The organism is Peribacillus kribbensis DSM 17871 (assembly GCF_000430765.1).
Lineage (GTDB): Bacteria > Bacillota > Bacilli > Bacillales > DSM-1321 > Paraperibacillus > Paraperibacillus kribbensis.
The window spans coordinates 23419-48905 of record NZ_KE387240.1 but is presented as its reverse complement, the minus strand read 5'-3'; the positions used below and the strand labels follow the sequence as shown (position 1 = coordinate 48905).

General features: G+C 45.8%; 22 protein-coding genes. 1 reads left to right on the top strand and 21 read right to left on the bottom strand.

Going from position 1 to position 25487, the window contains the following annotated elements:
* Positions 1-324: 324 nt before the first annotated feature.
* The 9 genes from H539_RS31675 to mce form a co-directional block, all read right to left on the bottom strand.
* Complete coding sequence (locus H539_RS31675; RefSeq protein WP_155890141.1) at positions 325-495, bottom strand: hypothetical protein; 171 nt, start codon at positions 493-495, stop codon at positions 325-327.
* A 118-nt stretch (positions 496-613) separates the two neighbouring features.
* Complete coding sequence (locus tag H539_RS0118330) at positions 614-2995, bottom strand: penicillin acylase family protein (protein WP_026694716.1); 2382 nt, start codon at positions 2993-2995, stop codon at positions 614-616.
* 146 nt (positions 2996-3141) lie between these two features.
* Positions 3142-3951 (bottom strand): YitT family protein, encoded by an 810-nt coding sequence (locus H539_RS0118320; RefSeq protein WP_026694715.1) that lies wholly within the window; start codon positions 3949-3951, stop codon positions 3142-3144.
* 410 nt (positions 3952-4361) lie between these two features.
* Complete coding sequence (gene gndA, locus H539_RS0118315; protein ID WP_026694714.1) at positions 4362-5774, bottom strand: NADP-dependent phosphogluconate dehydrogenase; 1413 nt, start codon at positions 5772-5774, stop codon at positions 4362-4364.
* Positions 5775-5905: 131 nt separating this feature from the next.
* Complete coding sequence (locus H539_RS0118310; protein ID WP_026694713.1) at positions 5906-7153, bottom strand: DNA polymerase IV; 1248 nt, start codon at positions 7151-7153, stop codon at positions 5906-5908.
* Between the two features lie 44 nt (positions 7154-7197).
* Entirely contained in the window at positions 7198-7671 is a 474-nt protein-coding gene (locus tag H539_RS0118305) for a chemotaxis protein CheW (protein ID WP_026694712.1), read from the bottom strand.
* A gap of 191 nt (positions 7672-7862) precedes the next feature.
* Entirely contained in the window at positions 7863-8984 is a 1122-nt protein-coding gene (locus H539_RS0118300) for a tripeptidase T (protein ID WP_026694711.1), read from the bottom strand.
* Between the two features lie 85 nt (positions 8985-9069).
* On the bottom strand, positions 9070-10617 hold the full coding sequence (locus H539_RS0118295; protein ID WP_026694710.1) for an acyl-CoA carboxylase subunit beta: 1548 nt from the start codon (positions 10615-10617) through the stop codon (positions 9070-9072).
* The gene (gene mce, locus H539_RS0118290; RefSeq protein ID WP_026694709.1) at positions 10618-11034 is read right to left on the bottom strand and encodes a methylmalonyl-CoA epimerase; all 417 of its coding nucleotides are present in this window, start codon (positions 11032-11034) and stop codon (positions 10618-10620) included. It lies immediately after the preceding gene.
* Positions 11035-11212: 178 nt separating this feature from the next.
* Between mce and prli42 the strand changes: the two genes are divergently transcribed.
* A complete protein-coding gene (gene prli42, locus H539_RS31670; RefSeq protein ID WP_155890139.1) occupies positions 11213-11311 on the top strand; it encodes a stressosome-associated protein Prli42 in 99 nt (32 codons plus the stop codon).
* A gap of 55 nt (positions 11312-11366) precedes the next feature.
* On the opposite strand, the gene H539_RS0118280 is transcribed toward prli42, so the two are convergent.
* From H539_RS0118280 to H539_RS0118225, 12 genes are all read right to left on the bottom strand, one after another.
* The gene (locus tag H539_RS0118280) at positions 11367-11873 is read right to left on the bottom strand and encodes a L,D-transpeptidase (protein WP_081415966.1); all 507 of its coding nucleotides are present in this window, start codon (positions 11871-11873) and stop codon (positions 11367-11369) included.
* Between the two features lie 23 nt (positions 11874-11896).
* Complete coding sequence (locus H539_RS29045) at positions 11897-12901, bottom strand: aromatic acid exporter family protein (protein WP_035323277.1); 1005 nt, start codon at positions 12899-12901, stop codon at positions 11897-11899.
* 150 nt (positions 12902-13051) lie between these two features.
* Positions 13052-13774: an amino acid ABC transporter ATP-binding protein gene (locus tag H539_RS0118270; protein ID WP_026694707.1), complete on the bottom strand. Its 723-nt coding sequence runs from the start codon at positions 13772-13774 to the stop codon at positions 13052-13054.
* The gene (locus H539_RS0118265; protein WP_026694706.1) at positions 13767-14426 is read right to left on the bottom strand and encodes an amino acid ABC transporter permease; all 660 of its coding nucleotides are present in this window, start codon (positions 14424-14426) and stop codon (positions 13767-13769) included. The genes H539_RS0118270 and H539_RS0118265 overlap by 8 nt, the downstream gene beginning before the upstream one ends.
* 91 nt (positions 14427-14517) lie before the next feature.
* Positions 14518-15309, bottom strand: coding sequence for a transporter substrate-binding domain-containing protein (locus H539_RS0118260; RefSeq protein WP_026694705.1), 792 nt, complete (start codon positions 15307-15309; stop codon positions 14518-14520).
* 344 nt (positions 15310-15653) lie between these two features.
* A complete protein-coding gene (locus tag H539_RS0118255) occupies positions 15654-16091 on the bottom strand; it encodes a BrxA/BrxB family bacilliredoxin (RefSeq protein WP_026694704.1) in 438 nt (145 codons plus the stop codon).
* 744 nt (positions 16092-16835) lie between these two features.
* Positions 16836-17864 (bottom strand): methylmalonyl Co-A mutase-associated GTPase MeaB, encoded by a 1029-nt coding sequence (meaB, locus tag H539_RS29040; protein WP_051348674.1) that lies wholly within the window; start codon positions 17862-17864, stop codon positions 16836-16838.
* On the bottom strand, positions 17864-20029 hold the full coding sequence (scpA, locus tag H539_RS0118245) for a methylmalonyl-CoA mutase (protein ID WP_026694703.1): 2166 nt from the start codon (positions 20027-20029) through the stop codon (positions 17864-17866). Before scpA ends, meaB begins: the two co-directional genes overlap by 1 nt.
* Complete coding sequence (locus H539_RS0118240) at positions 20022-21866, bottom strand: methylmalonyl-CoA mutase family protein (RefSeq protein WP_026694702.1); 1845 nt, start codon at positions 21864-21866, stop codon at positions 20022-20024. The genes scpA and H539_RS0118240 overlap by 8 nt, the downstream gene beginning before the upstream one ends.
* A gap of 297 nt (positions 21867-22163) precedes the next feature.
* Positions 22164-23444 carry a dihydrolipoamide acetyltransferase family protein gene (locus H539_RS0118235; RefSeq protein ID WP_026694701.1) on the bottom strand — a complete coding sequence of 427 codons (1281 nt, stop codon included), beginning with the start codon at positions 23442-23444 and terminating at the stop codon, positions 22164-22166.
* A gap of 28 nt (positions 23445-23472) precedes the next feature.
* Positions 23473-24456 carry an alpha-ketoacid dehydrogenase subunit beta gene (locus tag H539_RS0118230; protein WP_026694700.1) on the bottom strand — a complete coding sequence of 328 codons (984 nt, stop codon included), beginning with the start codon at positions 24454-24456 and terminating at the stop codon, positions 23473-23475.
* Complete coding sequence (locus tag H539_RS0118225) at positions 24456-25463, bottom strand: thiamine pyrophosphate-dependent dehydrogenase E1 component subunit alpha (protein WP_026694699.1); 1008 nt, start codon at positions 25461-25463, stop codon at positions 24456-24458. The genes H539_RS0118230 and H539_RS0118225 overlap by 1 nt, the downstream gene beginning before the upstream one ends.
* Between the last annotated feature and the right edge of the window lie 24 nt (positions 25464-25487).

Genomic DNA, 25487 nt, shown 5'->3' with positions numbered 1-25487 from the left:
GGCTTATGTCCGATGACGGCAGTTCGGAGCTGTACATCAAGAAAAGCGGAGAACGGTGCTTTTCAACAAAACACACAAAATAATCACCATGATGCAGAAAACCCAGTTTAAAAAACAATCTGTATAGAAAAGCAGCCGCCTGACAGACATAAGACGAGCAGGCTGTGGGAAGCGCTTTTCTTCCCATGGACTGTTTGGCTTATGTCCGATGGCGGCAGTTCGGAGCTGAACATCAAGGAAAGCGGAGAACGGTGCTTTTCAAACTAAGAACAATATGATGACAAACAAAAGGGCTGGATCCCCTCCAGCCCTTTTTGGTATGTATCATCCATGATATATTTCTTCTTTGACCCTTGTATCCTTGTAGGATTTCCCTGCCTCTCTGGCCGGGGCTTTTTCTGCCTGTTCATCGCTGTTAAGCCAGTAGGATATGCCGGTTTCCAAGGTGAAAATTAAGATAAATAAAATAATGGCAGCTATCAGTAAGGCAGTCAAGCTTTTCCCCTCCTATAGGTAAACTTACATTTTTATTACCACTATATGTATGAAGGAAAACGGTTTGTAACACAAAAAAAATGTTTTTACAGCAAAAGCCGTAAAAACATTTCTTTGTCTACTCTCGTGATTTTGAAGGCATCAGCTCCAGAAGGCTTCCCTTTTTTTCGTTGAGCTTTGTGGCATGGTAGGTCCCATTCACCCAGTCGTCAAGCTGGTCATGGTACCACTTGCTTTTAAAATGCCCCGACTGTCCGGGCCCGACAAGATGGTATCCTTTGTTGAGGTCTGCCGTGTCAATGGTAAATCTCCAGGAGCCTCCATGGTTGACGATTCCATTCTCATCAGCGGAAGCAGCCTGGACCGTCACGCTGCTTCCTCCTACAGGAAGGCCGCCGCCCCGATTAAAAATATATTTTAGGAGAGAGATGCTTGAAAGCGGATGATCAAATCGCACCTTATGGTAGGTACCCCACTTCCATTCGTCCGGATTGCTTCCCTGCATGCTTTTAATATCATCCAGAGCGTCAGCGAGGCATTTGTTAAGATAAGCTGAAAGTCCGCCCTGTTCTTTAATCCAAATACTCTCTTTGCCATTGAAGGCATTCCGCAGGAGATTATCTACAGCAGCCCTTCTGCCATCAAATAAATCCAGCATTTCATCAGAAATCTGGCCGTTAAACATTTCATCATTCAGCCGGCCCATCCATAGATTAAAAATCAGGGGAGCTGCTTTATTTTTATCGTCTTGATAGTTCCATCCGCGAAGGATCTTAAGCGCCTCTCTTTCCAGGCTTGTGAGCTTTTCCTTTTCGAGCTCTTTCAAAAATAATGGAGTAAATTCTTCCGCCTGAAGATCCAGCTTATCCATTTGCAGATTTTGCATATCCTTCACGGTTAATTTATCCTTTGACTGCAAAACTTGCTGGATCCTCATCTGCCTGTATGGCTGTGCCCAAATATTAGAGATGTGATAAGGATACTCATCCCCGGCAACCTTATTATTGGCTGTCGAGATAAACCCAGCCGCCGGATTGACCGTCTTAGGCAGCTGATTATAAGGGATAAATCCTTTCCATTCGTAATCATCATTCCATCCCGGCACCGGCAGGAGGGCCTCCCCCTTCTTGCGTATCGGGATATTTCCATTTGCCTTATAAGCGATGGTTCCGTCATTAGAAGCAAAAACAAAATTCTGGGCAGGAACCTGGAATTTCTCAAGTGCTTTTTCAAATTCATTCCAATTTTTGGCTTTATTCATATTCAGAACGGCCTCAAGCTCCCCAGAAGGATCAAGTGCTGTCCACCTTAAGGAAAGACGGACATTTTTTCCCGAGTCCCCTGCAAATTCTGATATGATCGGCCCATGGCGGGTAATGCTGACTTGATAAGGAATCGTTTTTGAATCTTTGACTTTTATCGGTTCCTTCACCACCTCTGCCTTTTCCCATTTTCCATTATGAAGAAATTCATTTTTGGCAGCAGGATTTTCCTTTTCTATGTACAAATCCTGCACATCAGGTCCGGTATTGGTCACCCCCCAGGCGATATGGTCGTTATGTCCCAGGATGATCCCTGGAATCCCAGCAAATATGACACCGCTTACATTTATGCTGTCTGTTTTAAGCTGCATCTGATACCAGATTGAAGGAGTCGCCAAAGAAAGATGAGGATCATCTGCCAGGAGAGGTTTTCCCGATCCAGATTTACTGCCCCCTACCACCCAGTTATTGCTTCCATTGAATTCATGAGGAATCACTGCCCCGGCAAAGGCAGTTTCCATATCCAGATCATTTTTTGCAATGATAGTCGGAGCGTTCTCCGGATAAGACGGAAAAAGGTCCATTGCCTTCTCCTTTGAAAACTTTTGAAGAAGATATTGATTAAAAGCCTGCGACTGCCAATGCCCTCCAAGGTCAAAGGCCATGTATTTTCCAATTGTCAGTGAATCGATCGGTGTCCACTCTTCCGGAGTGTAGCCTGCAAGCTTAAATTCTACTGGCCATTTTCCGTTCTTCTTTAAAGAATGGATAAATACATTCACCCCTTCTGCATACCATTTCAAGGCATTTTTTGCCTCTTCGGAATACGCTGCATAGGATTTTTCTGCCGCCCTCCTCAATCCAAGTGTCCTAAAATATTTATCGCGGTCGACTGTTGCTTTTCCGATGACCTCGCTCAAGGTGCCAGATGCCTGCCTGCGGCTCAGGTCCATCTGGAACAGTCTGTCCTGTGCCTGAACATACCCCTGCGCAGTAAAAAGATCATGCTCATTTTGAGCTGTGATATGAGGAACGCCGGATGAGTCCCTGAGCACACTGACAGAGCCCTTTAACCCTGTAAGCCGGATTTCCCCCTCTATCTTCGGAAGAGAACGGGATGCATAATAGTTAGCCCCTGTTATTGCCAGGATGGCAATGAACAGAAGGGCTGCCATGGACCAGGCTGCCCACTTCCAAACACGATACCTTGTTTTTCTTTTTCTGATTTCTATTTCCATCTATTCCCCCCCTTTTTCTTTTTATAATTCGACAAGCCCAGCTAAGGACCTGCCGTAAAGGATAAAATTATAAAACAGAACAGAACGAAAGAACATCAAAAAGACCGGCTCCATGAGCCGGCCCTTCATACATTTTTAACCTCTATTTAACCTCTATGGAAAGACCCCATAACTTCCTTGGTCTCTGTAACATTCACGAAAGCTTGTGAATCAGTTTCACTAATAATCTGTTTGACATCTGTAAGCTGATATCGTGTGATGACGGTCATAAGAACCTTTTTTCCGTCTCCGGAATAAGCTCCCTGCGCATCCATGATCGTTACTCCGCGGTAAAGGTTCTTTATTAGCTGCTGTCTCATTGCTTCCCCTTTCGAGGTAACAATCATGACGGTCAGCTTAATATGATTCGTGTGGATGGCATCAATGACTTTTCCTGTCACATAGATCCCTACCAGCGTATTAAGGGCAGCGTCCCAGTTAAATACAAATCCTGATACGACGACTACGATGCCGTTCATGGCTGAAATCAGGGCCCCCAGCGGAAAATCCTTATTTTTATTGAGGAGCATGGCGATAATATCAAAGCCTCCGGAAGATCCTGAAGCACGGAAGATCAAACCAATTCCCAGCCCTGTCAGGGCACCGCCAAATACAGACGACAAAATAGGCTCAGAGGAAATGGTTATGACCGGGATGACATATAGGCTTAAGGTCAGTACCACTACGGATATGATCGTATAGCTGATAAACTTCTTTCCCAGTTTCATGACGCCCAGAATCAACAAAGGAAGATTTAAAAGCAGGTTGATGATGCCTGTCCCAAAGGGTGTAATAATTCCCAGCAGAATTGCAATCCCCGCCAGTCCGCTTGACAGGACCTTATGAGGAATTAAGAAAAAATTATAGGCAAAGCCGATGATAATGGATCCAAGGATGATTTGAAGAATTCTAGACATTTTTCCCTCCGGTCTGTATACGTAATATCATAGTCTTTATTATAGTAGAGAATTAAATAATCTATAAAATAATAGTTTTTTCAGAAATATCCAGCCTGAAAGGCCGGAGCAAGATGTGCTCCTTTGCAATCAATATGTACCTTAGTATTCGCCAGTTCAAGGAGTTTGAGGCGGGAAATATGGAATAATTATATGATCGGATTAAGTTCAGACCAGAGGAGGCTGCCGCTCTGAAGAGTCTCGGGAGTCGGAGCGGGTTCGGACAGGTTCACCTTGATTCTCTGCAAAGTTGTCCCAAGTCCTAAACCAGATTCGTCCAACAGGCCTCAATAAATCCAATCACATATCCCTTCCCGCCTGAACAAAAGCAGCATGCAAAAAGAGCGTTGAGAAATCTCAACGCTCCTTCATTATTCCATCCATTCTGTATGAAAAATTCCTTCTTTGTCGGTCCGCTGGTAGGTGTGGGCTCCGAAGTAGTCACGCTGTGCCTGGATAAGGTTTGCCGGGAGTGTCTCAGTCCTGTAGCTGTCATAGTAGGCAAGTGCTGCCGAGAAGCAAGGCACTGGTATTCCCTGAGTCACTGCGGAAGCAATGACTTCGCGCAGCGCGTGCTGGTAGCTTTCCACGATTTCTGTGAAGTAGGAATCGAGAAGCAGATTGTTCAGCGCTGGATCTCTGTCATAGGCTTCCTTGATTTTCTGGAGGAACTGCGCCCGGATGATACAGCCGCCCCTGAAGATCATGGAGATTTCTCCGTATTTAAGGTTCCATTCATATTCTTCGGAAGCTGCTTTCATCTGGGCAAATCCCTGGGCATATGAGCAGATTTTGCTCATGTATAAAGCCTTGCGGACCGATTCGATAAAAGCCTGTTTGTCCCCCTTGAATTCTTTCCTTTCGGGTCCGTGAAGCACCCTGGCTGCCTCTGCTCTTTCGTTCTTTAAGGCAGAGATGAACCGGGCGAATACCGACTCTGTGATAATTGGCAGCGGGACACCCAGGTCCAGGGCACTTTGACTGGTCCATTTCCCTGTTCCTTTTTGTCCGGCCGTATCCAGAATCATATCCACGAGAGGCTTCCCTGTTTCCTCATCATACTTTTTAAAAATATCTGCCGTGATTTCGATGAGATAGGAATCCAGTTCCCCCTTATTCCATTCGGCGAAGGTTTCGTGCAGCTCCTCTGCAGACAGGCCGAGTAGATTTTTCAATAAAAAGTAGGATTCGGCAATCAGCTGCATATCACCATATTCTATTCCATTGTGGACCATCTTAACATAGTGACCGGCCCCATTCGGACCGATATATGTACAGCACGGATCGCCGTGGACTTTAGCAGAGATTTCCTTGAGGATAGGCTCTACCAGATTATAGGCTTCCTTCTGGCCGCCCGGCATAATGGAAGGACCCTTCAGCGCCCCTTCCTCTCCTCCTGACACACCGGTTCCGATAAAGTTGATGCCAAGCTCGCTTAATTCCTTATTCCTGCGCTGGGTATCCCTAAAAAAGGTATTTCCTCCATCAATCAAAATATCCCCTTTATCAAGAAGAGGCTTCAATTGTTCAATGGTCGCATCTGTCGCGCTGCCTGCCTTGACCATTAACAAGATCTTCCTTGGAGCCTCAAGTGAGGAAACAAACTCCTCCAGGGAGTATGAAGGCACCAGTTTTTTATCACTATGCTCCTTCATGACCTCCTCTGTTTTTTCACGTGAACGGTTATAAATAGAAACAGAATAGCCCCTGCTTTCAATATTCAAAGCAAGGTTTTTACCCATTACCGCCATACCGATGACACCGATCTGCTGTGGCACTGTCATCCATCCTTTCAGAAATTAGTCGTTCACAGGTGCGGTTCATGATGGTGAGATAAAATAAAGGCTTTCAAGCCCTGTATATTCTTTACACGAAAAATACATAAGTCAAACAGCATTTCCGGAGATTCATCCCTTTATTCTCCGCGGTCAAGAAAATCTTTGCTGAAAGAGGTTTGTGCTGCCCCATCAGAAGGCTTTATGGAGATGCCCTTTTGTATCACCTTTTTCCCATACTTCCCCTGGATTTTTTCCAGGGCATCAAGGAGAGGCTCTTCTTTTGCATCCATTTGATAGGAAAATAGGTCAAGCTGTTTATAGGCTTCTTCTATTTCGATCACTTCGAATGCCGTCACTCCTAATAAACGCAGCGGATCGCCGTTCCAATGTGTTTGGAACAGGGAAACAGCTTCTCTTAGAATATCTTTTTCAAGGCTGACGGGGTTGATCAGCTTTTTGCTTCTGGTTATGGTCCTGCGGTCCTTAAACCGGATGGTGATCCCGATTTTTTGTCCGGCAAGCCCTTTGCGCTTCAGCCGTTTAGCCACCTGTGAGGAGAGCCGCTCCAAGACGGAAAGAAGCTCCTTTTCATTGGCAATGTCCTGCGGCAGTGTCGTTGAATTGCCGACACTTTTGTGCTCAAAGATGGATTCCGGGTCGACCTGCCTGTGGTCCTCCCCATTTGCCCGCTGCTTAAGCTTCAAACCGATAATACCAAGGGTATGCTTTAACTGGATTTCGTTTGCCGCTGCGAGCCTGCCAATGGTATCTACGCCGATTGCCTTCAGCTTTTCCGCTGTTTTTTCCCCGACACCATGCATTTCACCAACATCCAGTGGCCAAAGCATGGAAGGTACATCTCTTTTTCTTAATATGGTGATCCCCATAGGTTTTTTCATGTCAGAGGCTGTCTTTGCGAGGAATTTATTGGGGGCAATCCCAATACTGCAGGGAAGGTCCAGCGTCTGCCTGATTCTCTGCTGTATACTTTTCGCAATCTCTACCGGAGAGCCCAGTTCATGGCATTCCGTAATATCCAGATATCCTTCATCGATGGAGACCGGCTCAACGAGAGAGGTATATTGGCGCAGAAGATCGAACATCGCCTGAGAGGCCGTTCTATATTTATCAAAGTCGGGCTCCATAATGATTAAGGATGGACAAAGCTTCTTTGCTTCCCAGAGAGGCATCGTTGTTTTGACGCCAAACATCCTGGCTTCATAGCTGCATGTGACAATGATTCCTCTCCGTTCACTGGCATTGCCCGCAATAGCCAGAGGCTTCCCCTTTAAGGATGAATCATAGGCCATTTCAACCGAGGCGTAAAAGCTATTCATATCCACATGCAAAATGACTCTGCCTTTTTTGGGGTACATCTCCTGCATATGCAGCACCTTCTTGCTAAAAAAATGATCGTTTTGCATCCAGGTCACGCCTGGTCTTCTACATAAACCTTTAATTCTTTTATTCCTTCTAGTGAATCGATCAGCTTAACCGGATTGATAAGAGGAATTAAATCCCTCTCAGGCATACTTGCCACACCGCTTATATAACTGGTTTTATGATAGGAGGCAAGCCCTATCTGCTTAATATTTTCTTCAGGAATTTCCATGATTTCCCTGGCGTCTTTGACTGCGAGTCCGGCTGTCAGATTTTCAGCCTGAATCAGTATCCATTTATAGTCGCCGGAATTCATATCCGCCTTTGTCCCATAAAGGATTTTCTCTAAATCTAGCAGCGGCAGCAATTCATCCCTTACCTTGGCCAAGCCCGCTACATATCCGGGCATCTGGGGAATAGGAGTAATATTTACGGGCCGTTCTATTGAGTATACATATGTTACCGGAATTGCATATTCGTCTTTTCCCGCAGTAAAAATAACTGCCTTTTGCATGCTGGTCATTCTGTTTGCCCTCCTGGATGGTATTCCTGTACAAAATTGATGAACAAAAGTTCACGGTTGTTTACACAAACTAGGTTGCTTTGGAACATGGTGGTTGATTTCCGCTCCAATCAACCTGACAATTCTTTAAAAAAGAGCCAAATTTTAAAAAGGAGAAAGAAGCTGTCAACGTCTTTCTCCTTTTCCTAGGGTTATCCTTGAGCTACTTCCTGTACGATGGCTACTACCATTTCAGCAAGTTTGCCAAGCTCTTCAACCGGCATCTTTTCATTAGTAGTATGGATCTCTTCGTAGCCCACTGCAAGGTTGACAGTCGGAATGCCGAAGCCTGCAATGACATTGGCATCGCTGCCGCCGCCGCTCTTTTGAAGCTCTGGTGTACGGCCGATTTTTTCAGCAGCCTTCTTAGCTACTTCGACCACATGGTCCCCATCGCCGAACTTAAATCCAGGATACATGACCTCAACTTTCACATCTGCCTTGCCACCCATATCAGATGCCGCAGATTCAAACGCTTCCTTCATTTTAGCCACCTGAGCTTCCATCTTTTCAGGCACCAGGGATCTTGCCTCTGCCAGGATATCCACACGATCTGCTACAATATTCGTCTGTGTGCCGCCCGCAAAGCTGCCAATATTGGCAGTTGTTTCTTCATCGATACGGCCAAGAGGCATTCTTGAAATGGCTTTGGACGCAATCGTAATCGCTGAGATGCCTTTTTCAGGAGCAACACCTGCATGAGCTGTTTTGCCATGGATCACAGCCGTAATTCTTGCCTGTGTCGGCGCTGCGACTACAATATTGCCGACCTTGCCGTCACTGTCCAGAGCAAAGCCATATTTTGCTGTAACCAGGGAAGAATCCAGTGCTTTTGCACCTACGAGGCCGGATTCTTCTCCGGCTGTAATAATAAATTGAATGGTGCCGTGCTCGATATTCTGCTCTTTCAAAATACGGATTGCCTCAAACATGGCAGCAAGTCCGGTCTTGTCGTCCGCACCAAGAATCGTTGTGCCGTCTGTTACAACATAGCCGTTTTCGATAGAAGGTTTAACACCTTTCCCCGGTACAACAGTGTCCATATGGGATGTGAAGTAAATGGTGTCCGCTCCCTCTTTTGTCCCTTTCAGCGTGCAGATCAAGTTGCCTGCGCCATGGCCGGTTTGTGCAGTTGTATCGTCCTCAAAAACCTCCACTCCAAGAGCCGTAAATTTCTCTTTGAGCACTTTAGAAATTTCAGTTTCGAATTTTGTTTCAGAATCTACCTGGACTAATTCCAGGAATTCGTTTAATAATCGATCTTGATTGACCATCTTGTAAAAACCTCCAATATGTATGTTCATCCCTTAGTATACTCTTAAAAGGAATTTACGGGCAAATCGCCGGATCATAAAGCGTTTACAACGGAATATTCCCATGTTTTTTACGCGGACGCTCTTCCTGTTTATGTTTCAGCATCTCCAGCGAACGGATCAGAACTTGTCTGGTCTCCCTCGGATCAATAACATCATCGACCATTCCCTGGCTTGCGGCTACATATGGGTTGGCGAACTTTTCCCGATATTCTTCTATTTTCTTTTCCCGGGCCGCATCTGGGTCTGGACTGCTGCTTATTTCCCTTGCAAAGATGATATTGGCTGCCCCCTGAGGACCCATTACGGCAATCTCCGCATTCGGCCAGGCATAGACGAGATCGGCCCCAATAGATTTGCTGTTTAAAGCCACATAAGCTCCGCCGTATGCTTTTCTCAGGATGACAGTGATTTTCGGGACTGTCGCTTCAGAATACGCATACAGGATTTTTGCTCCATGCCTGATGATCCCCCCATGTTCCTGTTTGACTCCTGGGAAGAAGCCTGTCACATCCTCAAATGTAATAATAGGAATATTGAAGGAATCGCAAAAGCGGATAAACCGGGCAGCTTTATCTGAAGAATCAATATCAAGGCCTCCTGCAAGCACCTTCGGCTGATTGCAGACCAGTCCTGTGACCTGGCCTTTTATCCGGCCAAAACCAACGACAATATTCTTTGCAAAATCCCTTTGGACTTCCATGAACGAGCCCTGATCCAGTACTTCCTGAAGGATGATTCTGACATCGTAAGGCCGGACGGCATCGAACGGAATTTTATCTGTGAGATCCGGGCGGTAATCGTCTTCCTCCTCAATCTCTGTTTCTACTGGTGCCTGCTGATTATTTAACGGAAGATATCCAAGGAGCTCCCTGACCATTTGCAGCACCTCTTCCTCGGTTTCTCCGCTGAAGTGGGCATTACCGCTGATCGAACTATGGACCCTTGCTCCGCCAAGGTTTTCAGAAGTGATTTTTTCCCCAGTAACGGTTTCGATGACTTTAGGTCCTGTTATAAACATCTGGCTCGTTTTTTCCACCATGAATACAAAATCCGTTATGGCCGGGGAGTATACGGCGCCGCCAGCACAGGGTCCTAATATAACAGAGATTTGAGGGATAACGCCTGAATAGATGGCATTCCGGTAAAAAATCTGCCCGTACCCGTCAAGCGAGACCACGCCCTCCTGAATTCTGGCACCTCCTGAATCATTTAATCCAATAAAAGGAGCTCCATTTTTCGCGGCAAGATCCATGACGGCCGCAATCTTTTTCGCGTGCATTTCACCAAGGGCGCCACCAAAGACCGTGAAATCCTGGGAGAACAGATAGATTGGGCGTCCATTTACTTTTCCATAACCGGTGACCACGCCATCTCCCGGCCCCTTTGCTTTATCCAGTCCAAAATCAGTTGAACGATGCTTGATAAAGGGATTCAATTCCACGAAAGATCCTGGATCCACCAGCAGGTCGATTCTCTCCCTTGCGGTCAGCTTTCCTTTTTCATGCTGTTTGGCTAACTTTTCATCTCCCCCGCCTAATTCAATTTCTCTCTTCCGGTCATAAAGCTCATTTATTTTTTCATAAATATCCATTTACCGCTCCCCCTGACTCTCTGTTTCGCATAGTTCCATTAATACTCCCCCGCAGGATTTAGGATGAAGAAAGGCAATCTGCGTATGATGCGCACCTTCTCTGGGCTCCTTATCAATCATCTGGACCCCGTTTTTGGTCAGATCTGCGATTCTCTCTTTAATAGACTTCACGCCCAAAGCGATATGATGAATGCCTTCTCCCCGCTTTTCAATAAATCTGGCCACTCCGCTGTCTTCAGCGGTACTTTCAAGCAGTTCAATCCGGGTATTGCCTGCCAGCAAAAAGGCGACTTTAACTTTTTGGCTTGCCACTTCCTCTGTCCCTTCAAAGGATAGGCCTAAAACATCCTGGTAAAAAGGCAGAGATTGCTCGATAGACTTTACTGCGATTCCGATATGGTTGATTTCCTGAATCATATTCTACCTCCAGTCTCTTAATGAATACGCTGTCATGATGAGTGTGATTTTGTCGAACTTTATTAAATATTCTATAATATATAAAAGATTCCTGCATGTCCTAAACACCGGCTGCTTGTCAGGAAGTATGAATTCAGTTAAAATAAGTTGAAAATTTCTCTAAGGAGAGAGAGACGGAATGCGCAGAAGAAAAAGATTTCAAAAAACGGTTGTCTATATCATGCTGATCACCCTGCTGCTTACCACTCTGTTAGCAGGATTGTCCATATTCTTTTAATTGATAAAACTGCAGGGATGAAAAAAGCTGTCCGCCAAGGCGGACAGCTTTTTCGTTATTCTATTATTTCGGGAATCAGCATTGCCCCGTACTGCCTGGCCAGCTCTTCAAAGCTTTTTGGCGAATTCACCACCAGGACCCTGCTCCCAATGGGGGCCATGCTGTACAGCTGCTCCACGTCCTTATTATTCATCCTGATACAGCCTTGGGATACACTGGTGCCGATCAGACCCGGCTGGTTTGTTCCGTGAATGCCGTAGATCCGTCCGTCAGTCTCCTTCGCATTAAAGCCGATCCATCTAGTGCCGAGCGGATTCCTCGGATCTCCCCCGGGAATATTTTTCTTACGGAAATAGGGATTTACAGCCTTAACCGTTACTGTAAAAAGACCTTCCGGCGTAAGCTCCACGGTTTTTCCTGTTGCAGCCTTGTATACATGCTGCACTTTATTATTTTCAACAAATGCCAGCTTGTGAACCTTTTTGTTTACAATAATCAAGGGCATGTTCTTTGAGTGGACTGGAAGGGCAAATGAAATCATACATATAAGGAAAAGGGCCATCAGGCGTTTCACATCATCGCCACCTAATTTTTTCCCTTATTATTTACGGTTATTTTAGGTTTGATTCTCGTTTTCTCATGCGGAAAACCTCGATAGGAATCCTTGATGCTGAGGTACAGCTCCAGTTCCTTAATCAGCTGAAGCAGGGCAGCCCGGATTTCAAACTCCTCTCTTGACTTAGGCAGGTCCATGTCACTGAATTCTTCTCTCATCACAGACAGTTTCTCTAAAAAAATCACCGCTGTATTGAAGGGATGAATATGATTGCTTAATTCATCTACAAAATCTGCAACCTTTTGACTATGCTTCACCGAAGCCGGAATCGAGGATACAAGAGGAAGGATCCGTTCGATAATTTCAAACTGTTTTTCCCTCATTTTAAAATACACATAAAATGTATCTTCATTTCTAAGAAAGTGATTTTCTACTTCCTTGGATGCCAGGGCCTTAGCCTCTTCCAGCAAAAGGGAGAGTTGGGTTATTTCCTGCCCGGACCATAGAGGTTCATTGGTCCTTAAATAATGAACGATTTCTTTAAAAATAGAATGGAAATTTTCTTCTATTTTTTCCTGATAAGTCATTAATTTATGATCCACACTCGGCATATACAAATTCATCAATAAGGCTACCCCTATCCCAATAATGATGAGAGATACTTCATTGTAAAAGATCTGCCAGGAAACCTGACCTGCCGAGTAAAAGTGAAGGATAATTACACTGCTTGTGACAATTCCTCCCTGAACCCGCAATGCCACCGTGACAGGTATGAACAACAAGAGCATGGCCCCGATGACAAGCGGGCTGTATCCCAGGAACTCAAAGAACAAGGATGAAAACCCCATTGCAATCAGGCAGGCAAGAAACCTGTCCCAGGAGGTACGCAACGATCTCTTCTTCGTCACCTGGATGCAGAGAATGGTAATGATTCCGGCCGAAGCAAAGTTATGAAGTCCGGCTAATTGGGCAAGCCATATTGCGAGTCCAGTGCCAATAGACGTTTTTAATGTACGATATCCAATTCTAAACATGAAACAGCTCCATTTATTTGGTTTTCCTTTTTGATTCTATCATGATCCTATTCCTACATTATACAAAACAGATCCTTCCGTAAACAAAGAAGCACCAAAAACCGGGCAGCCTAAAGGAAAAAAACAGGATGGCCAAAAGCCACCCTGCCCTTATAATACTTTTTCCAAGAATTCTTTTGCTCTTACTGTCTTTGGCATAGAGAAGAACTCCTCAGGGGAAGCATCCTCTACAAGCTGTCCTCCATCCAGAAATAACACACGGTCTGCAACTTCTCTGGCAAACCCCATCTCGTGCGTCACAATGGCCATCGTCATCCCGGTCCCTGCCAGGGATTTCATGACTTCAAGCACTTCCTTGACCATTTCGGGATCAAGGGCAGAGGTCGGCTCATCAAACAGCATGACTTCCGGATCCATGGCAAGCGCCCTGGCTATGGCCACCCTTTGTTTTTGTCCCCCAGATAGTCTGTTTGGGTATTCCCCTGCTTTTTCAGCAAGCCCGACTCTACGCAAAAGATCCATCGCTTTTTCTTCTGCTTCTTTTTTAGGCATCCCCTTCACTTTGACAGGGGAGTATGTCAGGTTTTCAAGGACCGTCTTATGCGGGAACAAATGAAAATGCTGAAAAACCATCCCGACATTTGTACGGACCTTTGAAATATTTGTTTTCTTGCCCGTGATTTCCTGGTCTTTAATCCAGATGGAGCCTTCTGTAGGCTGTTCCAAAAGGTTGATGCAGCGAAGGAAAGTCGATTTACCGGAGCCTGAAGGACCGATGATGGCTACGACTTCCCCTTCTTTGATAGAAGTATTAATGCCCTTCAGCACTTCAAGCCTGCCAAAATATTTATGAAGATTATCTATTTTAATCACTTCGTCTCATTCTCCTCTCAACCAGCTTACCAACGATGGTCAGAATCATAACAAGCACATAATAAATGAGCCCGGCCAGCATAATCGGCTCGAAAAATCTATAGCTCTGGCCGCCCACAATATAAGCTCTTCTCATAATATCATTTAATCCGATGATCGTAACCACCGCGGACTCTTTTGTTAGAGTGATCATTTCATTCATTATGGCAGGAAGGATATTTTTCATTGCCTGCGGAAGAATGATATCCATCATCATCTTCCTATAGGGCACTCCAAGTGCCATTGCAGCTTCTTTCTGGCCTTTATCGACCGCAAGGATCCCAGCCCTGATGATTTCAGAGATATATGCTGCCGAATTTAAACCAAAGGATAAAAAGGCTGCCGTAAACGGCTCGATCTGGATTCCAAATACCTGCGGCGAACCGAAGTAAATCAGCATCAGCTGCAGGACTAGGGGAGTCCCCCTGAATATTGAGGTATAAAAGTCCGCAATCCAATTTAAAACCTTAATAGAACTGATTTTGCATAAAGATAGTATGATCCCCAGTGCAAAGCCGAGCAATGCGGCCAGGACAACTACCTTTAAAGTTGTGCCTATTCCCTGGAGGATATATGGCAAAGAGGGGAGAACCCCGCTGAAGTCTAAATTCAATGTGCAAGCTCCTTTCAAACGTAATCAGGTAAAAAGGAATGACTTTATCAAAAAAGTCATTCCTTCAAAACTATATTTTATATTGGGGCTGTTATTTCGCGTCAGCGCCAAACCATTTGACGATCAGCTTATCCAGCTCGCCATTTTCTTTCATTTTTTTCAGCTCAGCATTAAACTCTTTTGTAAGCTTGCTTCCTTTTTGGAAGGCAATCGCTGAACCAGCTTCTTCTACCACGGGAATTTCATAGCCTGCGAGCTTTTTATCGTTTTTCAGGTACCCTTTGGCAACTGTATCCTCAATAATCGCTGCATCATAACGGCCAGCGGTTACTTCCTGAATCAATTCAGGGATTCTGTTACGGCTCTCAATTTTCAAATTGATTTTTTCTTTATTTTTAAGATCTTGTGCGATCCCTTCCTGTATGGACCCCAGCTGAACACCCACTGTTTTTCCTTTTAAATCCTCTTTTGTTTTAATTCCGCTGTCCTTCTTACTAATAATTAGATGATTAGCAGAATAATAGATATCACTAAAGTCTACGCTTTTTTTACGTTCTTCATTTGGAGTCATGCCGGCAAGCACAAAATCGATCTGTTTATTTTGCAGAGCCGTTACAAGTCCGTTGAATTCCATATCCTGGATTTGCAATTTATATCCAAGCTTCTTTGTAATCGCCTTTGCAATGTCCACATCAAAACCAATAATATTGTCACTTTTTGCAGTATCGATATATTCAAAAGGCTTATAATCTGCAGAAGTTCCCATTTTTAATACCTTTTCTTCTTTGCCGCCGTCTCCGCTTGATTTATCTGAAGTCCCGCATGCTGATAGCAAACCCGCTAGCAGTACAGCCGAGACAACCATCATCAGCCATTTTTTCATTTCATTTCCTCCTCCAATAATCTGAAAATTTAAAATTAAGTCCATTATGTACTATACTACCATAATTTTCAAGTAAATATAATGAGTAATATATATACATTTCTCTGTATTTTAACACGTCTCTTTATATATGAAAATACATTTTTAATCATTTTTACCCATAAATTATTAATATTTCACTATATTTTTTTATATTTATACATATTGTTTATAGAACAGGTGTTTCAAATTGAATAATCATACACTTTTTTATGGGATTGTCGAATATTATAGAGGAATACATGCAGAAAAAAAGCCGGCTCTCCTGATTATTCAGGTCAGCCGGCTCTTTGAAAAACAAACTATTAATATTCTTCGCAGTACTCGTCAAAATAAGTCTGAAGTTTATTGACTACTGACATTGGGTCATGTCCTTCGATTTCATGGCGTTCAACCATTTTAATGAGCTTCCCGTCCTTCAGAAGAGCAAAAGATGGAGAAGATGGCGGGTAGCCAACAAAATAGCTGCGCGCTTTTTCAGTAGCTTCCTTATCCTGGCCGGCAAATACCGTAACCAGCTGTTCAGGCCGCTTATCAAAATGTATAGAATGGGCAGCTGCAGGGCGTGCAATCCCTCCTGCACATCCACAGACAGAGTTGACCATAACAAGTGTGGTGCCGCTTTTATTCAATGCCTCATCCACTTCTTCAGCAGATTTCAATTCCGTATAGCCGGCAGCCGTAATCTCCTGCCTTGCCTGGCTCACTATATCATTCATGAATAAGTTAAAATCCATGCTCATTTCTCTTCCTCCTTAAAAAATACTTCCATTTATACTATATCAATTCAGTATGATATTCACAACAGAACAGTTTCGCTTTCATCATTTACATATACTGCCGGCATTCGAAGCTATATGCCATATAATTACAAAAAAAATCAAAAAAAATCCCTATTTACAGTTTAATTCCACCCAGGGCGGGAATCATATAACTACATCTAGTACCATACCCCTAAACTCCCTAGATTCGGATAGCGCAGCATAAGCGCTATCCATTTTTTTATGAAAAGCGGAAAGCGGTGCCTTCCGTATCATCTATTTTTAAAATCCATGTAACTCGAACATCGTTTTTTATCCTAATCTTTTGGAAGGCAGAGGCCTGATAAAGAAGACTTGCTGATTGGCGAGCGATAGCGAAGACAGAAGCTTAGTCGTACTTATGCTTTAGTGCAAGCATAAGACGAATCAGCTATGGAAAGCGCCCTTTCTCTCCATAGCTGATTTGGCTTATGACTCGAGGGCCTCAGCTTGGAGCGTGACACCATGAAATGCGGAGAGCGGTGCCTGCATACTAAAAACTTTTTAAACAGCTATGTGGATCCATCTTATAAAAAAATCATTCCTAATTGCAGGCAGAGACCCGACAAGCATAAGACGAGCAGGCCGTGGGAAGCGCTTTTCTTCCCATGGACTGATTGGCTTATGACTCGAGGGTCTAAAGTCTCGCAGCTGGACAATTGAAATGCGGAGAACGGTGCTTTGATTTCATTTAATGCCGGCTATGAAAGCAGCAAACAATTCTTCTACCGCCAGCGGGGCGGTCTTTTGTCCTGCGAGGACATCGTTTTGAAAGGAAGAGAGCCTTCCATGGACTGCTTCGCTTTGATAGAACAGGGAATGAAGTCTGTCGGTAATCAGAGCCTGCATCCAGTCCTTCAGCTGTTCTTGCCGCCTTCCATCAAACACTCCCGAGTCCTTTGCCGTCCGCTGAAAGGTTTGGATGACTTCCCAGAATTCTTTGATCCCCTGTCCGGTGGCAGCGGAGCAGGTATAGGCCTTTGTCGTCCAGCCTTTAGTGGCCGGCTGGATAAAATGAAGGATACCGTTATATTCCCCCATCGTCTTCCGGGCGGGTCCCAGGTTGGCTCCATCCGCCTTGTTTACGAGAATGGCATCGGTGAGCTCCATGATTCCCTTTTTCATTCCCTGCAGTTCATCTCCGGCGCCGGTCAGCACCAGCAGTAAAAAGAAATCGACCATTTGCCGGACTGCCGCCTCACTTTGTCCCACACCAACCGTTTCCACCAGAATCACATCATAGCCCGCTGCTTCGCAGAGGGTGATGGTTTCCCGGGTTTTCCTGTGGACCCCGCCAAGCGTTCCCCCTGTAGGAGACGGTCTGATAAAGGCACGGGGATTCCTGGAAAGCTCCTCCATCCTCGTTTTATCGCCGAGGATACTGCCGCCGCTAAGATTGGAGCTCGGATCTACGGCAAGGACGGCTACTTTATGGCCCTTGGAGCAAAGGAAGCTGCCCAGGGCTTCTATAAACGTGCTTTTGCCAGCGCCGGGAACCCCTGAAATACCAATGCGGATGGAGTCCGATTCGATATCTGAAAGCTGCTGAAGAAGGATTTGGGCCATTTCTGCATGATGAGCCGAATGGCTTTCAACCAGCGTAATGGCCTTTGCTAAAATAGCACGGTCTCCTTTCAGGATGCCTTCCCGGAAAAGGCCGGCATTAAAGTCTGCTGTTTCTTTTTTTCGGAACACTCTTTTTGGCTGATTACCCATTACGGAGACACTTCCTCATAGCCAAGCCTGCTATAAATCTCCTGAATCAGCAGCACAGCTGCTCTGGGTATGACTGTTCCAGGTCCAAAGACCGCCGCCGCTCCGTTTTGCTTTAGAAACTCGTAATCCTGGGCAGGTATGACTCCTCCTACAATAATCAGGATATCTTCCCTTCCGAGCTTCTGTAATTCTGCTGCCAATGCAGGCAGCAAGGTTTTATGTCCTCCGGCAAGCGAGCTCATCCCGATGACATGGACATCGTTCTCTACAGCCTGAAGCGCTGTTTCCTCCGGTGTCTGGAAGAGCGGCCCTATATCTACGTCAAAGCCTAGATCGGCAAAGGCAGTGGCAACCACTTTTGCTCCTCTGTCATGGCCGTCCTGTCCCATTTTGGCAACCAAAATTCTTGGCCTTCTCCCTTCATTGTTCATGAACTCCTGAGTCATTTCCTGTACTTCGGTGATTTCTTCTTCATTCGAATAGGCACTGCTGTAGATTCCGCTGATCGACCTGATCACCGCCTTATGCCTGCCGCACACTTCTTCAATGGCTGCTGAAATTTCTCCTACGGTGGCCCTTTCCCTAGCTGCTGTTACAGCCAGCTGAAGCAGATTGCCTCCGCCTGTTCTTGCTGCTTCTGTCAGCGCTGCCAGTGCTTGCTGGACTTTACCATTGTCTCTTGATTCTTTGACCTGCGTTAATTTCTGAAGCTGGCTTTGCTTTACAGCTGTATTATCGACTTCCAGAATATCGATTTCATCTTCCTGACCGGGCTTGTAGGCGTTCACTCCAACAATTACTTCTTTTCCAGAATCAATCTGGGCCTGGCGCTTTGCTGCGGCTTCCTCAATCCGCATCTTAGGCAGGCCTGTTTCATTTGCCTTGGACATTCCGCCAAGCTCCTCTATTTCCTCCAGGTGCTGCCATGCACGTTCAATCAAGCCGTTTGTCAGGGACTCAACATAATAAGAACCACCCCATGGATCAATGACAGATGTGATTCCTGTTTCCTCCTGAAGGTACAGCTGTGTATTCCTGGCAATCCTGGCCGAAAATGGGGTAGGCAGGGCAATCGCCTCATCCAGGGCATTGGTATGAAGGGACTGCGTATGTCCCATGGCCGCGGCATGTGCTTCAATCAGCGTCCTTGTGACATTATTGAACGGATCCTGCTCTGACAGGCTCCAGCCTGACGTCTGGCTGTGTGTCCTCAGTGCCATGGATTTCGGATTTTCCGGATTAAATTGCTTCATCAGTTTAGCCCAAATAAAGCGTGCCGCCCTCAGCTTAGCCACTTCCATGAAATAATTCATGCCGATTGCCCAGAAAAAGGAGAGACGCGGCGCAAAGGTATCAATATCAATGCCCGCTGCAAGTCCGGTCCTGACATATTCAAGGCCATTGGCAAGGGTATAGGCCAGTTCGATATCTGCAGGGGCACCTGCCTCCTGCATATGATATCCCGAGATCGAGATACTGTTAAATTTCGGCATATACTTCGAAGTATAATCGAAAATATCCGCAATGATTTTCATGGACATTTCAGGAGGATATATGTAAGTATTGCGAACCATGTATTCTTTTAAAATATCATTTTGAATCGTACCGGACAGCTGTCCTGTACTGACCCCCTGCTCCTCAGCTGTTACGATGAAAAACGCGAGGACCGGCAGTACTGCCCCATTCATCGTCATTGAAACCGACATCTGATCCAGAGGGATTCCGTCAAAAAGGATTTTCATATCATTGACTGAATCTATCGCCACGCCTGCCTTTCCAACATCACTGACAACCCTTGGATGATCGGAATCGTAGCCCCTGTGTGTAGGCAGGTCGAATGCAACGGATAATCCCTTTTGTCCCATAGCCAGGTTCTTTTTATAGAAGGCATTGGACTCTTCTGCCGTTGAAAAGCCTGCATACTGTCTGACAGTCCAGGGTCTGTTTACATACATGGTCGGATACGGCCCTCTTGTGTAGGGGGCAATCCCCGGAAAACCCTCATGATGGCTGAGCCCTTGCAGATCATCTGCCGTATAAAGCGATTTCAAGGGGATACCCTCGTTTGTCTGGTATATATGCAGCTCTTTTTGAAGATCTTCTTTTCCATGTGCACCGCCTGTTATATCTGCAGGGTTTATTTTCTTAAAGTCTGGTTTAGCCATTATGCAGCGCCTCCAAATCACTTAAAATCCCATCAAGGATTTCAAAATCGGAATATACGGAAATAAAACCGGAAAGCCCTGTTGAAAGGGCCTGCTCTACCAGCTCTCCTTCCATCCTTCCCGCAAGATACAGATTTATTTCAGGGAAATCCCTTCGAATTGTTTTCATGAGCTGCATGCCCTCTTCCTTGTAGGAAAAATCGCTGCCGCAAAGAATATAATGCTTAAATCCAGAGGAACGAATAAACTCGCAGGCCTCCTGAACAGAAGTGACAGGTGGACTCCACGCTCCTTCGATGCCTCCTGCTGCCAGGAAAGCAGAGACAAAATCTGCTCGCGGCTTAAAGTTTTTAAGAGTACCAAGGCAGATCAGCCCTGCTCTGGACCCGCCGGGTATACTTTCTGCACGGATTCTGATTCTTTCAATCTTTTCAGAGAGTCTTCTTGGCACCACTCTATCCAAGACTTTTCCTTTATCTGTTCGATTTACAGGATCAGCTTTCAGTTCTGCTGATTTTTGTGATAAATCCGCATAGACATTTGTGCCGACAATCCGTTCTTTTCGTGTCATTACGTTTTTTCCTCTTGCTTCATAAACCTTTTGGATCTGCCCCTGTATCCAGCCGCTCTCAAGTACAGCAAGGGCTCCTCCTTGACTTTCTATTTCCAAAAAGAGTTTCCATGCCTCCGATACGAGTGCATCTGTCTGTTCTTCTATGTACCAGGATCCTCCTGCAGGATCGGACACCTTTTTCAGATGGGCTTCTTCCCGCAAAAGAAGATGGATATTCCTCGCGATCCTTTCCGAAAGCCCGCTGCTGCTTTTCTGAACAGCATCATAGGGAAGAACCTCCAAATACTGTACTCCACCGAGAACCGCAGCAAATGCCTGATTGGCTGTCCGGAGAATATTTACATGAGGATCAAAAAGAGTCTGTGTAAAGGCGGAGGTTCGTGCGTGAATATCCATTCTGAAACCTGCCCCGTCTGCCCCATAGGCTTTTCCAACCATGGACCAAAGTTTCCGGGCTGCTCGAAGCTTGGCGATGCCTCCGAAAAAATTGGAGTCCAGCGAGAAAGAGAATATTATTTTCTCTGCGAGAAGTTCCGCCGCAAGGCCCTGTTCATGCCCTTTATCCAGGTATTCCACAGCGAGTGCAAGCCCCATGGCCAGTTCCTGCACAGCGTGGGCACCCGCATCATGGTATACATCTGTTTTAATCAGAATGGTCTTTGCCAAGGGAATGGCTTTGTGTAATTTTTTTACCCTTTTAGACCATTCTGAGAAAAAACCTGCTTGTTCCTCAGGAAGGCTCCCCTCTTTTGCCCATTCGGAAATAGGATCCTCCGCTGCAGCTCCTGTAAAACCAGCCGCTCTGCTGTCCAATAGTACGCTGAACTGCTCCTGCGCTCCCTTTAGGTCTAAATAGAAAGGAAGATTTTTTTCCAGCAGAGGTTGAAAAAAGCGCTCCATTTCTTCTTTCCCGCCTTCCTCCAGAAGCGTGAAATCAAAGGCAATCACGTTTTGCCCCCTGGAGATGGACTCTTCTATCTTTTCAAGCAGCTTTTGCGGGTGTTTTTCGCGATGAGTCTGGCAGATCCCCCATGGTTTTGTATCATAAGGGGCTGCTGTAACGCCGCGGGTATATGGAAACACCCCTGGATTTCCTGGATCGATGCCTCCTTTCTCATATATGGGCTGGATTTCAATTCCCTCGTATGTATTCGTCCGTAAACTTTCCATACTTTTTCCTTTTAAGCTTGAGGCTGCAGACTTTTTCCAAGTTTCATAATCTGCTGCAGGAAAGGTAAATTGTTTGATTTCCTTCATTTTCATGTAATCGCTTTCAGTTCCTGAAAGCTCCCTCCCTTTGGTTATTTAAAGGTTGTATTCTACAAGATAATAGCGGATAAAAACAGGTCAGAATCTGGCTGATCATGGTCATCAGTGCGAGTATGCCGGCACGACAAATCAAGCTGCTGCTTTAAAGCAGCCTACTTTGCGAAGCTCGTTTAAGAAATCATGTACTCATGTATATTTTAGAACAGTCAGTATATTTGTGCAATTATAGGCTGAGTGAGCCGGGGGCTTTAAAAAAGCGCCGGAAATTCCTTCCGGCGCGATGGAGTTTTATTAATAAATCGGTGTATTTTCCTTTGAAGTGTTTTCCAGGATTTCCTTCACTCTTGCCAGGAAACGTCCGCAAACCAATCCGTCCAGCACTCTGTGATCCAGGGACATACAAAGGTTAACCATGTCACGGACCGCAATCATGCCATTGATGATCACAGGTCTTTTAACGATGGATTCAACCTGAAGAATGGCCGCCTGCGGGTAATTGATAATCCCCATAGATTGGACGGAACCAAAGGAGCCAGTATTGTTGACTGTAAAGGTTCCTCCCTGCATTTCATCAGATTTCAGTTTCCCTGCTCTCACTTTGCCTGCAAGCTCGTTAATTTCCCTTGCGATTCCTTTTATGGTCTTTTCATCTGCATTCTTGATGACAGGTACGAACAAGGCATCCTCTGTCGCAACGGCGATGGAGATATTAATATCCTTTTTCTGGATGATTTTATCTCCTGCCCACATGGAGTTGATCTGCGGGAATTCCTTCAGCGCCTGGGCAGCAGCCTTAACGAAGAAGGCAAAGTAAGTCAGATTATAGCCTTCCTGCTTTTTAAAGCCGGCTTTCAATGAATCCCTGTATGCGACAAGCTCTGTAACATCGACTTCAATCATGGTCCATGCATGCGGAGCCTCGTGCTTGCTTCTCAGCATATTGGACGCAATAGCCTTTCTAACACCTGTTACCGGAATCTCGACATCACCGGCTGCTGTTGGAATGTAGACTTCCGCCGGCTTCTGTTTTTTCTCAGGAATTGGAGCAGCAATCTCAGACTTTGGTGCTTGCTCCACGTCAGCCTGCTCCGGCTCAAGGGATGCAGGAACACCGCCTGAAGCTGCAATGGCCAAAACATCTTTTCTCGTAATCCTGCCGCCGGCTCCTGAACCGTTGACCTTGGTTAAGTCAATACCATGCTCCTGGGCGATCCTCAGCACGGCCGGGGAAAAACGGGCTTTATTCGGGTTTGCTGGCGGGGCTTCAGCTTCGGCCGCTTTTTCTGCCGCTGCAGCCGTAGGACGAACGTCCTTCACTTCTGCAGTACTGCCTTCTGTTTCAATGGAACAGATGATTTCACCAACCGAAAGAGTTTCTCCCTCTTCTGCGATCAATTCCTTGATTGTACCTGTAAAAGATGACGGCACTTCAGCATTCACTTTGTCTGTCATCACTTCTGCAATCGGATCGTATTTGTTGACTTTATCCCCGGGGGAAACAAGCCATTTTGAAATGGTCCCCTCTGTGACACTCTCGCCAAGCTGGGGCATTTTTAAATTTTCGACAGCCAATGTATATGCCTCCTTTCACATCCAATGATTAAAATTCTGCAAGCTCCCGCATTGCTTTTTCCACTTTATCAGGGTTTACCATAAAGTATTTCTCCATGGTCGGAGCATACGGCATAGCAGGAACATCAGGGCCGGCCAGCCTTTTAATAGGAGCGTCCAGGTCAAAAAGGCAGTTTTCAGCGATAATGGCAGCCACTTCCCCCATGATGCTTCCTTCTTTATTGTCCTCTGTAACAAGAAGGACCTTTCCTGTTTTCGATGCTGCTTCGATGATGGCTTCCTTATCGAGCGGATAGACCGTTCTAAGATCCAGAATATGGGCGGAAATGCCGTCGCTGGCCAGCTTTTCAGCAGCCTGAAGGGCAAAATGCACACATAAGCCATAAGTGATGACTGTAATGTCGTCCCCTTCTCTCTTGACATCAGCTTTCCCAATTGGAAGAACATAATCATCGTCTGGAACTTCCCCTTTGATCAGCCTGTACGCACGTTTATGCTCGAAGAAAAGAACTGGATCCTCATCCCGGATCGCGGCCTTTAAAAGTCCTTTCACATCATATGGTGTGGAAGGCATGACAATTTTCAGTCCAGGCTGGTTGGCAAACACGGCTTCAACAGACTGAGAATGATATAATGCTCCATGAACGCCGCCGCCATAAGGGGCGCGGATGACAATCGGGCAGCTCCAGTCATTGTTGGAGCGGTATCTGATTTTTGCAGCTTCTGAAATGATCTGGTTGACAGCGGGCATAATAAAATCAGCAAACTGCATCTCGGCAATCGGCCTCATTCCGTACATGGCTGCACCAATTCCCACTCCTGCAATGGCTGATTCAGCAAGAGGCGTATCCAGAACTCTGGCTTCACCAAACTTTTCATAAAGGCCATGGGTCGCCTTGAATACCCCGCCTTTTCGGCCAACGTCTTCTCCCAGGACAAAAACGCGGGAATCTTTCTCCATTTCCTCTCTGATTGCCATGGTCACGGCATCAATATAAGAAATTACTGCCATTAAAATTCCCCCTCCTGCTCCGCGTACACATATCTCAGTGCTGACTCCGGCTCTGCATATGGAGCATTTTCAGCATAGTCCGTCGCTTCATTTACGATCTGCATGATTTTTTTATTGATTTGTTCTTCGAGCTCATCCGTAAGGACACCAGTTTCCTTCAGATATGCGCCAAAGGTAATGATCGGATCTTTTGTTTTGGCATCCGCCACTTCGTCCGGTGCCCGGTAGGTACGGTCATCATCGTCACTGGAGTGAGCTGTCAGACGATAAGAGACCGTTTCAATCAGGGTAGGGCCTTCCCCTCTGCGGGCCCGATCTGCGGCTTCCTTAACAGCCTGATATACTTCAAGCGGGTCATTTCCATCTACCGTAAAGCCCGGCATCCCATATCCAATCGCACGGTCCGAGACTTTTGCACAGCCCAGCTGCTTTTCAATCGGCACCGATATCGCATACTTGTTATTTTCACACATGAAAATGACAGGCAGTTTATGAACCCCGGCAAAATTTGCGCCTTCATGGAAGTCTCCCTGATTAGAGGAACCCTCTCCAAAGGTTACAAAAGTCACCAGATCCTCTCCCTGCATCTTACCGGCAAGGGCAATTCCTACCGCATGGGGAACCTGGGTCGTCACCGGAGATGATCCAGTGACGATCCGGTTTTTCTTCTGTCCAAAATGTCCTGGCATCTGGCGTCCGCCTGAGCTTGGATCCTCTGCTTTAGCAAAACCAGACAGCATCAGGTCCCTTGGGGTCATGCCGAAAGCCAGGACCACACCTACATCACGGTAATAAGGAAGCACATAATCCTTATTGCGGTCGAGTGCAAAAGCAGCCCCTGCCTGTGCCGCCTCCTGGCCCTGGCAGGAGATCACAAACGGAATCTTCCCAGATCGGTTCAGCAGCCACATCCGCTCATCAACACGGCGGCTCATCAGCATGTTTTCATATATTTCCAATACGGTTTCATCAGTTAAACCCATTGCCTTATGGCGGTTTTCAACCATTTAAAACCCTCCCAGCTTAAAATA

What these genes read in the sequence shown, in the direction of transcription:
- H539_RS0118330 (WP_026694716.1), bottom strand. Translation starts at nt 2,995, where the DNA reads ATGGAAATAGAAATCAGAAAAAGAAAAACAAGGTATCGTGTTTGGAAG.
- H539_RS0118320 (WP_026694715.1), bottom strand. Translation starts at nt 3,951, where the DNA reads ATGTCTAGAATTCTTCAAATCATCCTTGGATCCATTATCATCGGCTTT.
- gndA (WP_026694714.1), bottom strand. Translation starts at nt 5,774, where the DNA reads ATGACAGTGCCACAGCAGATCGGTGTCATCGGTATGGCGGTAATGGGT.
- H539_RS0118310 (WP_026694713.1), bottom strand. Translation starts at nt 7,153, where the DNA reads ATGCAGGAGATGTACCCCAAAAAAGGCAGAGTCATTTTGCATGTGGAT.
- H539_RS0118305 (WP_026694712.1), bottom strand. Translation starts at nt 7,671, where the DNA reads ATGACCAGCATGCAAAAGGCAGTTATTTTTACTGCGGGAAAAGACGAA.
- H539_RS0118300 (WP_026694711.1), bottom strand. Translation starts at nt 8,984, where the DNA reads ATGGTCAATCAAGATCGATTATTAAACGAATTCCTGGAATTAGTCCAG.
- H539_RS0118295 (WP_026694710.1), bottom strand. Translation starts at nt 10,617, where the DNA reads ATGGATATTTATGAAAAAATAAATGAGCTTTATGACCGGAAGAGAGAA.
- mce (WP_026694709.1), bottom strand. Translation starts at nt 11,034, where the DNA reads ATGATTCAGGAAATCAACCATATCGGAATCGCAGTAAAGTCTATCGAG.
- prli42 (WP_155890139.1), top strand. Translation starts at nt 11,213, where the DNA reads ATGCGCAGAAGAAAAAGATTTCAAAAAACGGTTGTCTATATCATGCTG.
- H539_RS0118280 (WP_081415966.1), bottom strand. Translation starts at nt 11,873, where the DNA reads ATGGCCCTTTTCCTTATATGTATGATTTCATTTGCCCTTCCAGTCCAC.
- H539_RS29045 (WP_035323277.1), bottom strand. Translation starts at nt 12,901, where the DNA reads ATGTTTAGAATTGGATATCGTACATTAAAAACGTCTATTGGCACTGGA.
- H539_RS0118260 (WP_026694705.1), bottom strand. Translation starts at nt 15,309, where the DNA reads ATGAAAAAATGGCTGATGATGGTTGTCTCGGCTGTACTGCTAGCGGGT.
- H539_RS0118255 (WP_026694704.1), bottom strand. Translation starts at nt 16,091, where the DNA reads ATGAGCATGGATTTTAACTTATTCATGAATGATATAGTGAGCCAGGCA.
- meaB (WP_051348674.1), bottom strand. Translation starts at nt 17,864, where the DNA reads ATGGGTAATCAGCCAAAAAGAGTGTTCCGAAAAAAAGAAACAGCAGAC.
- scpA (WP_026694703.1), bottom strand. Translation starts at nt 20,029, where the DNA reads ATGGCTAAACCAGACTTTAAGAAAATAAACCCTGCAGATATAACAGGC.
- H539_RS0118240 (WP_026694702.1), bottom strand. Translation starts at nt 21,866, where the DNA reads ATGAAAATGAAGGAAATCAAACAATTTACCTTTCCTGCAGCAGATTAT.
- H539_RS0118230 (WP_026694700.1), bottom strand. Translation starts at nt 24,456, where the DNA reads ATGGCAGTAATTTCTTATATTGATGCCGTGACCATGGCAATCAGAGAG.
- H539_RS0118225 (WP_026694699.1), bottom strand. Translation starts at nt 25,463, where the DNA reads ATGGTTGAAAACCGCCATAAGGCAATGGGTTTAACTGATGAAACCGTA.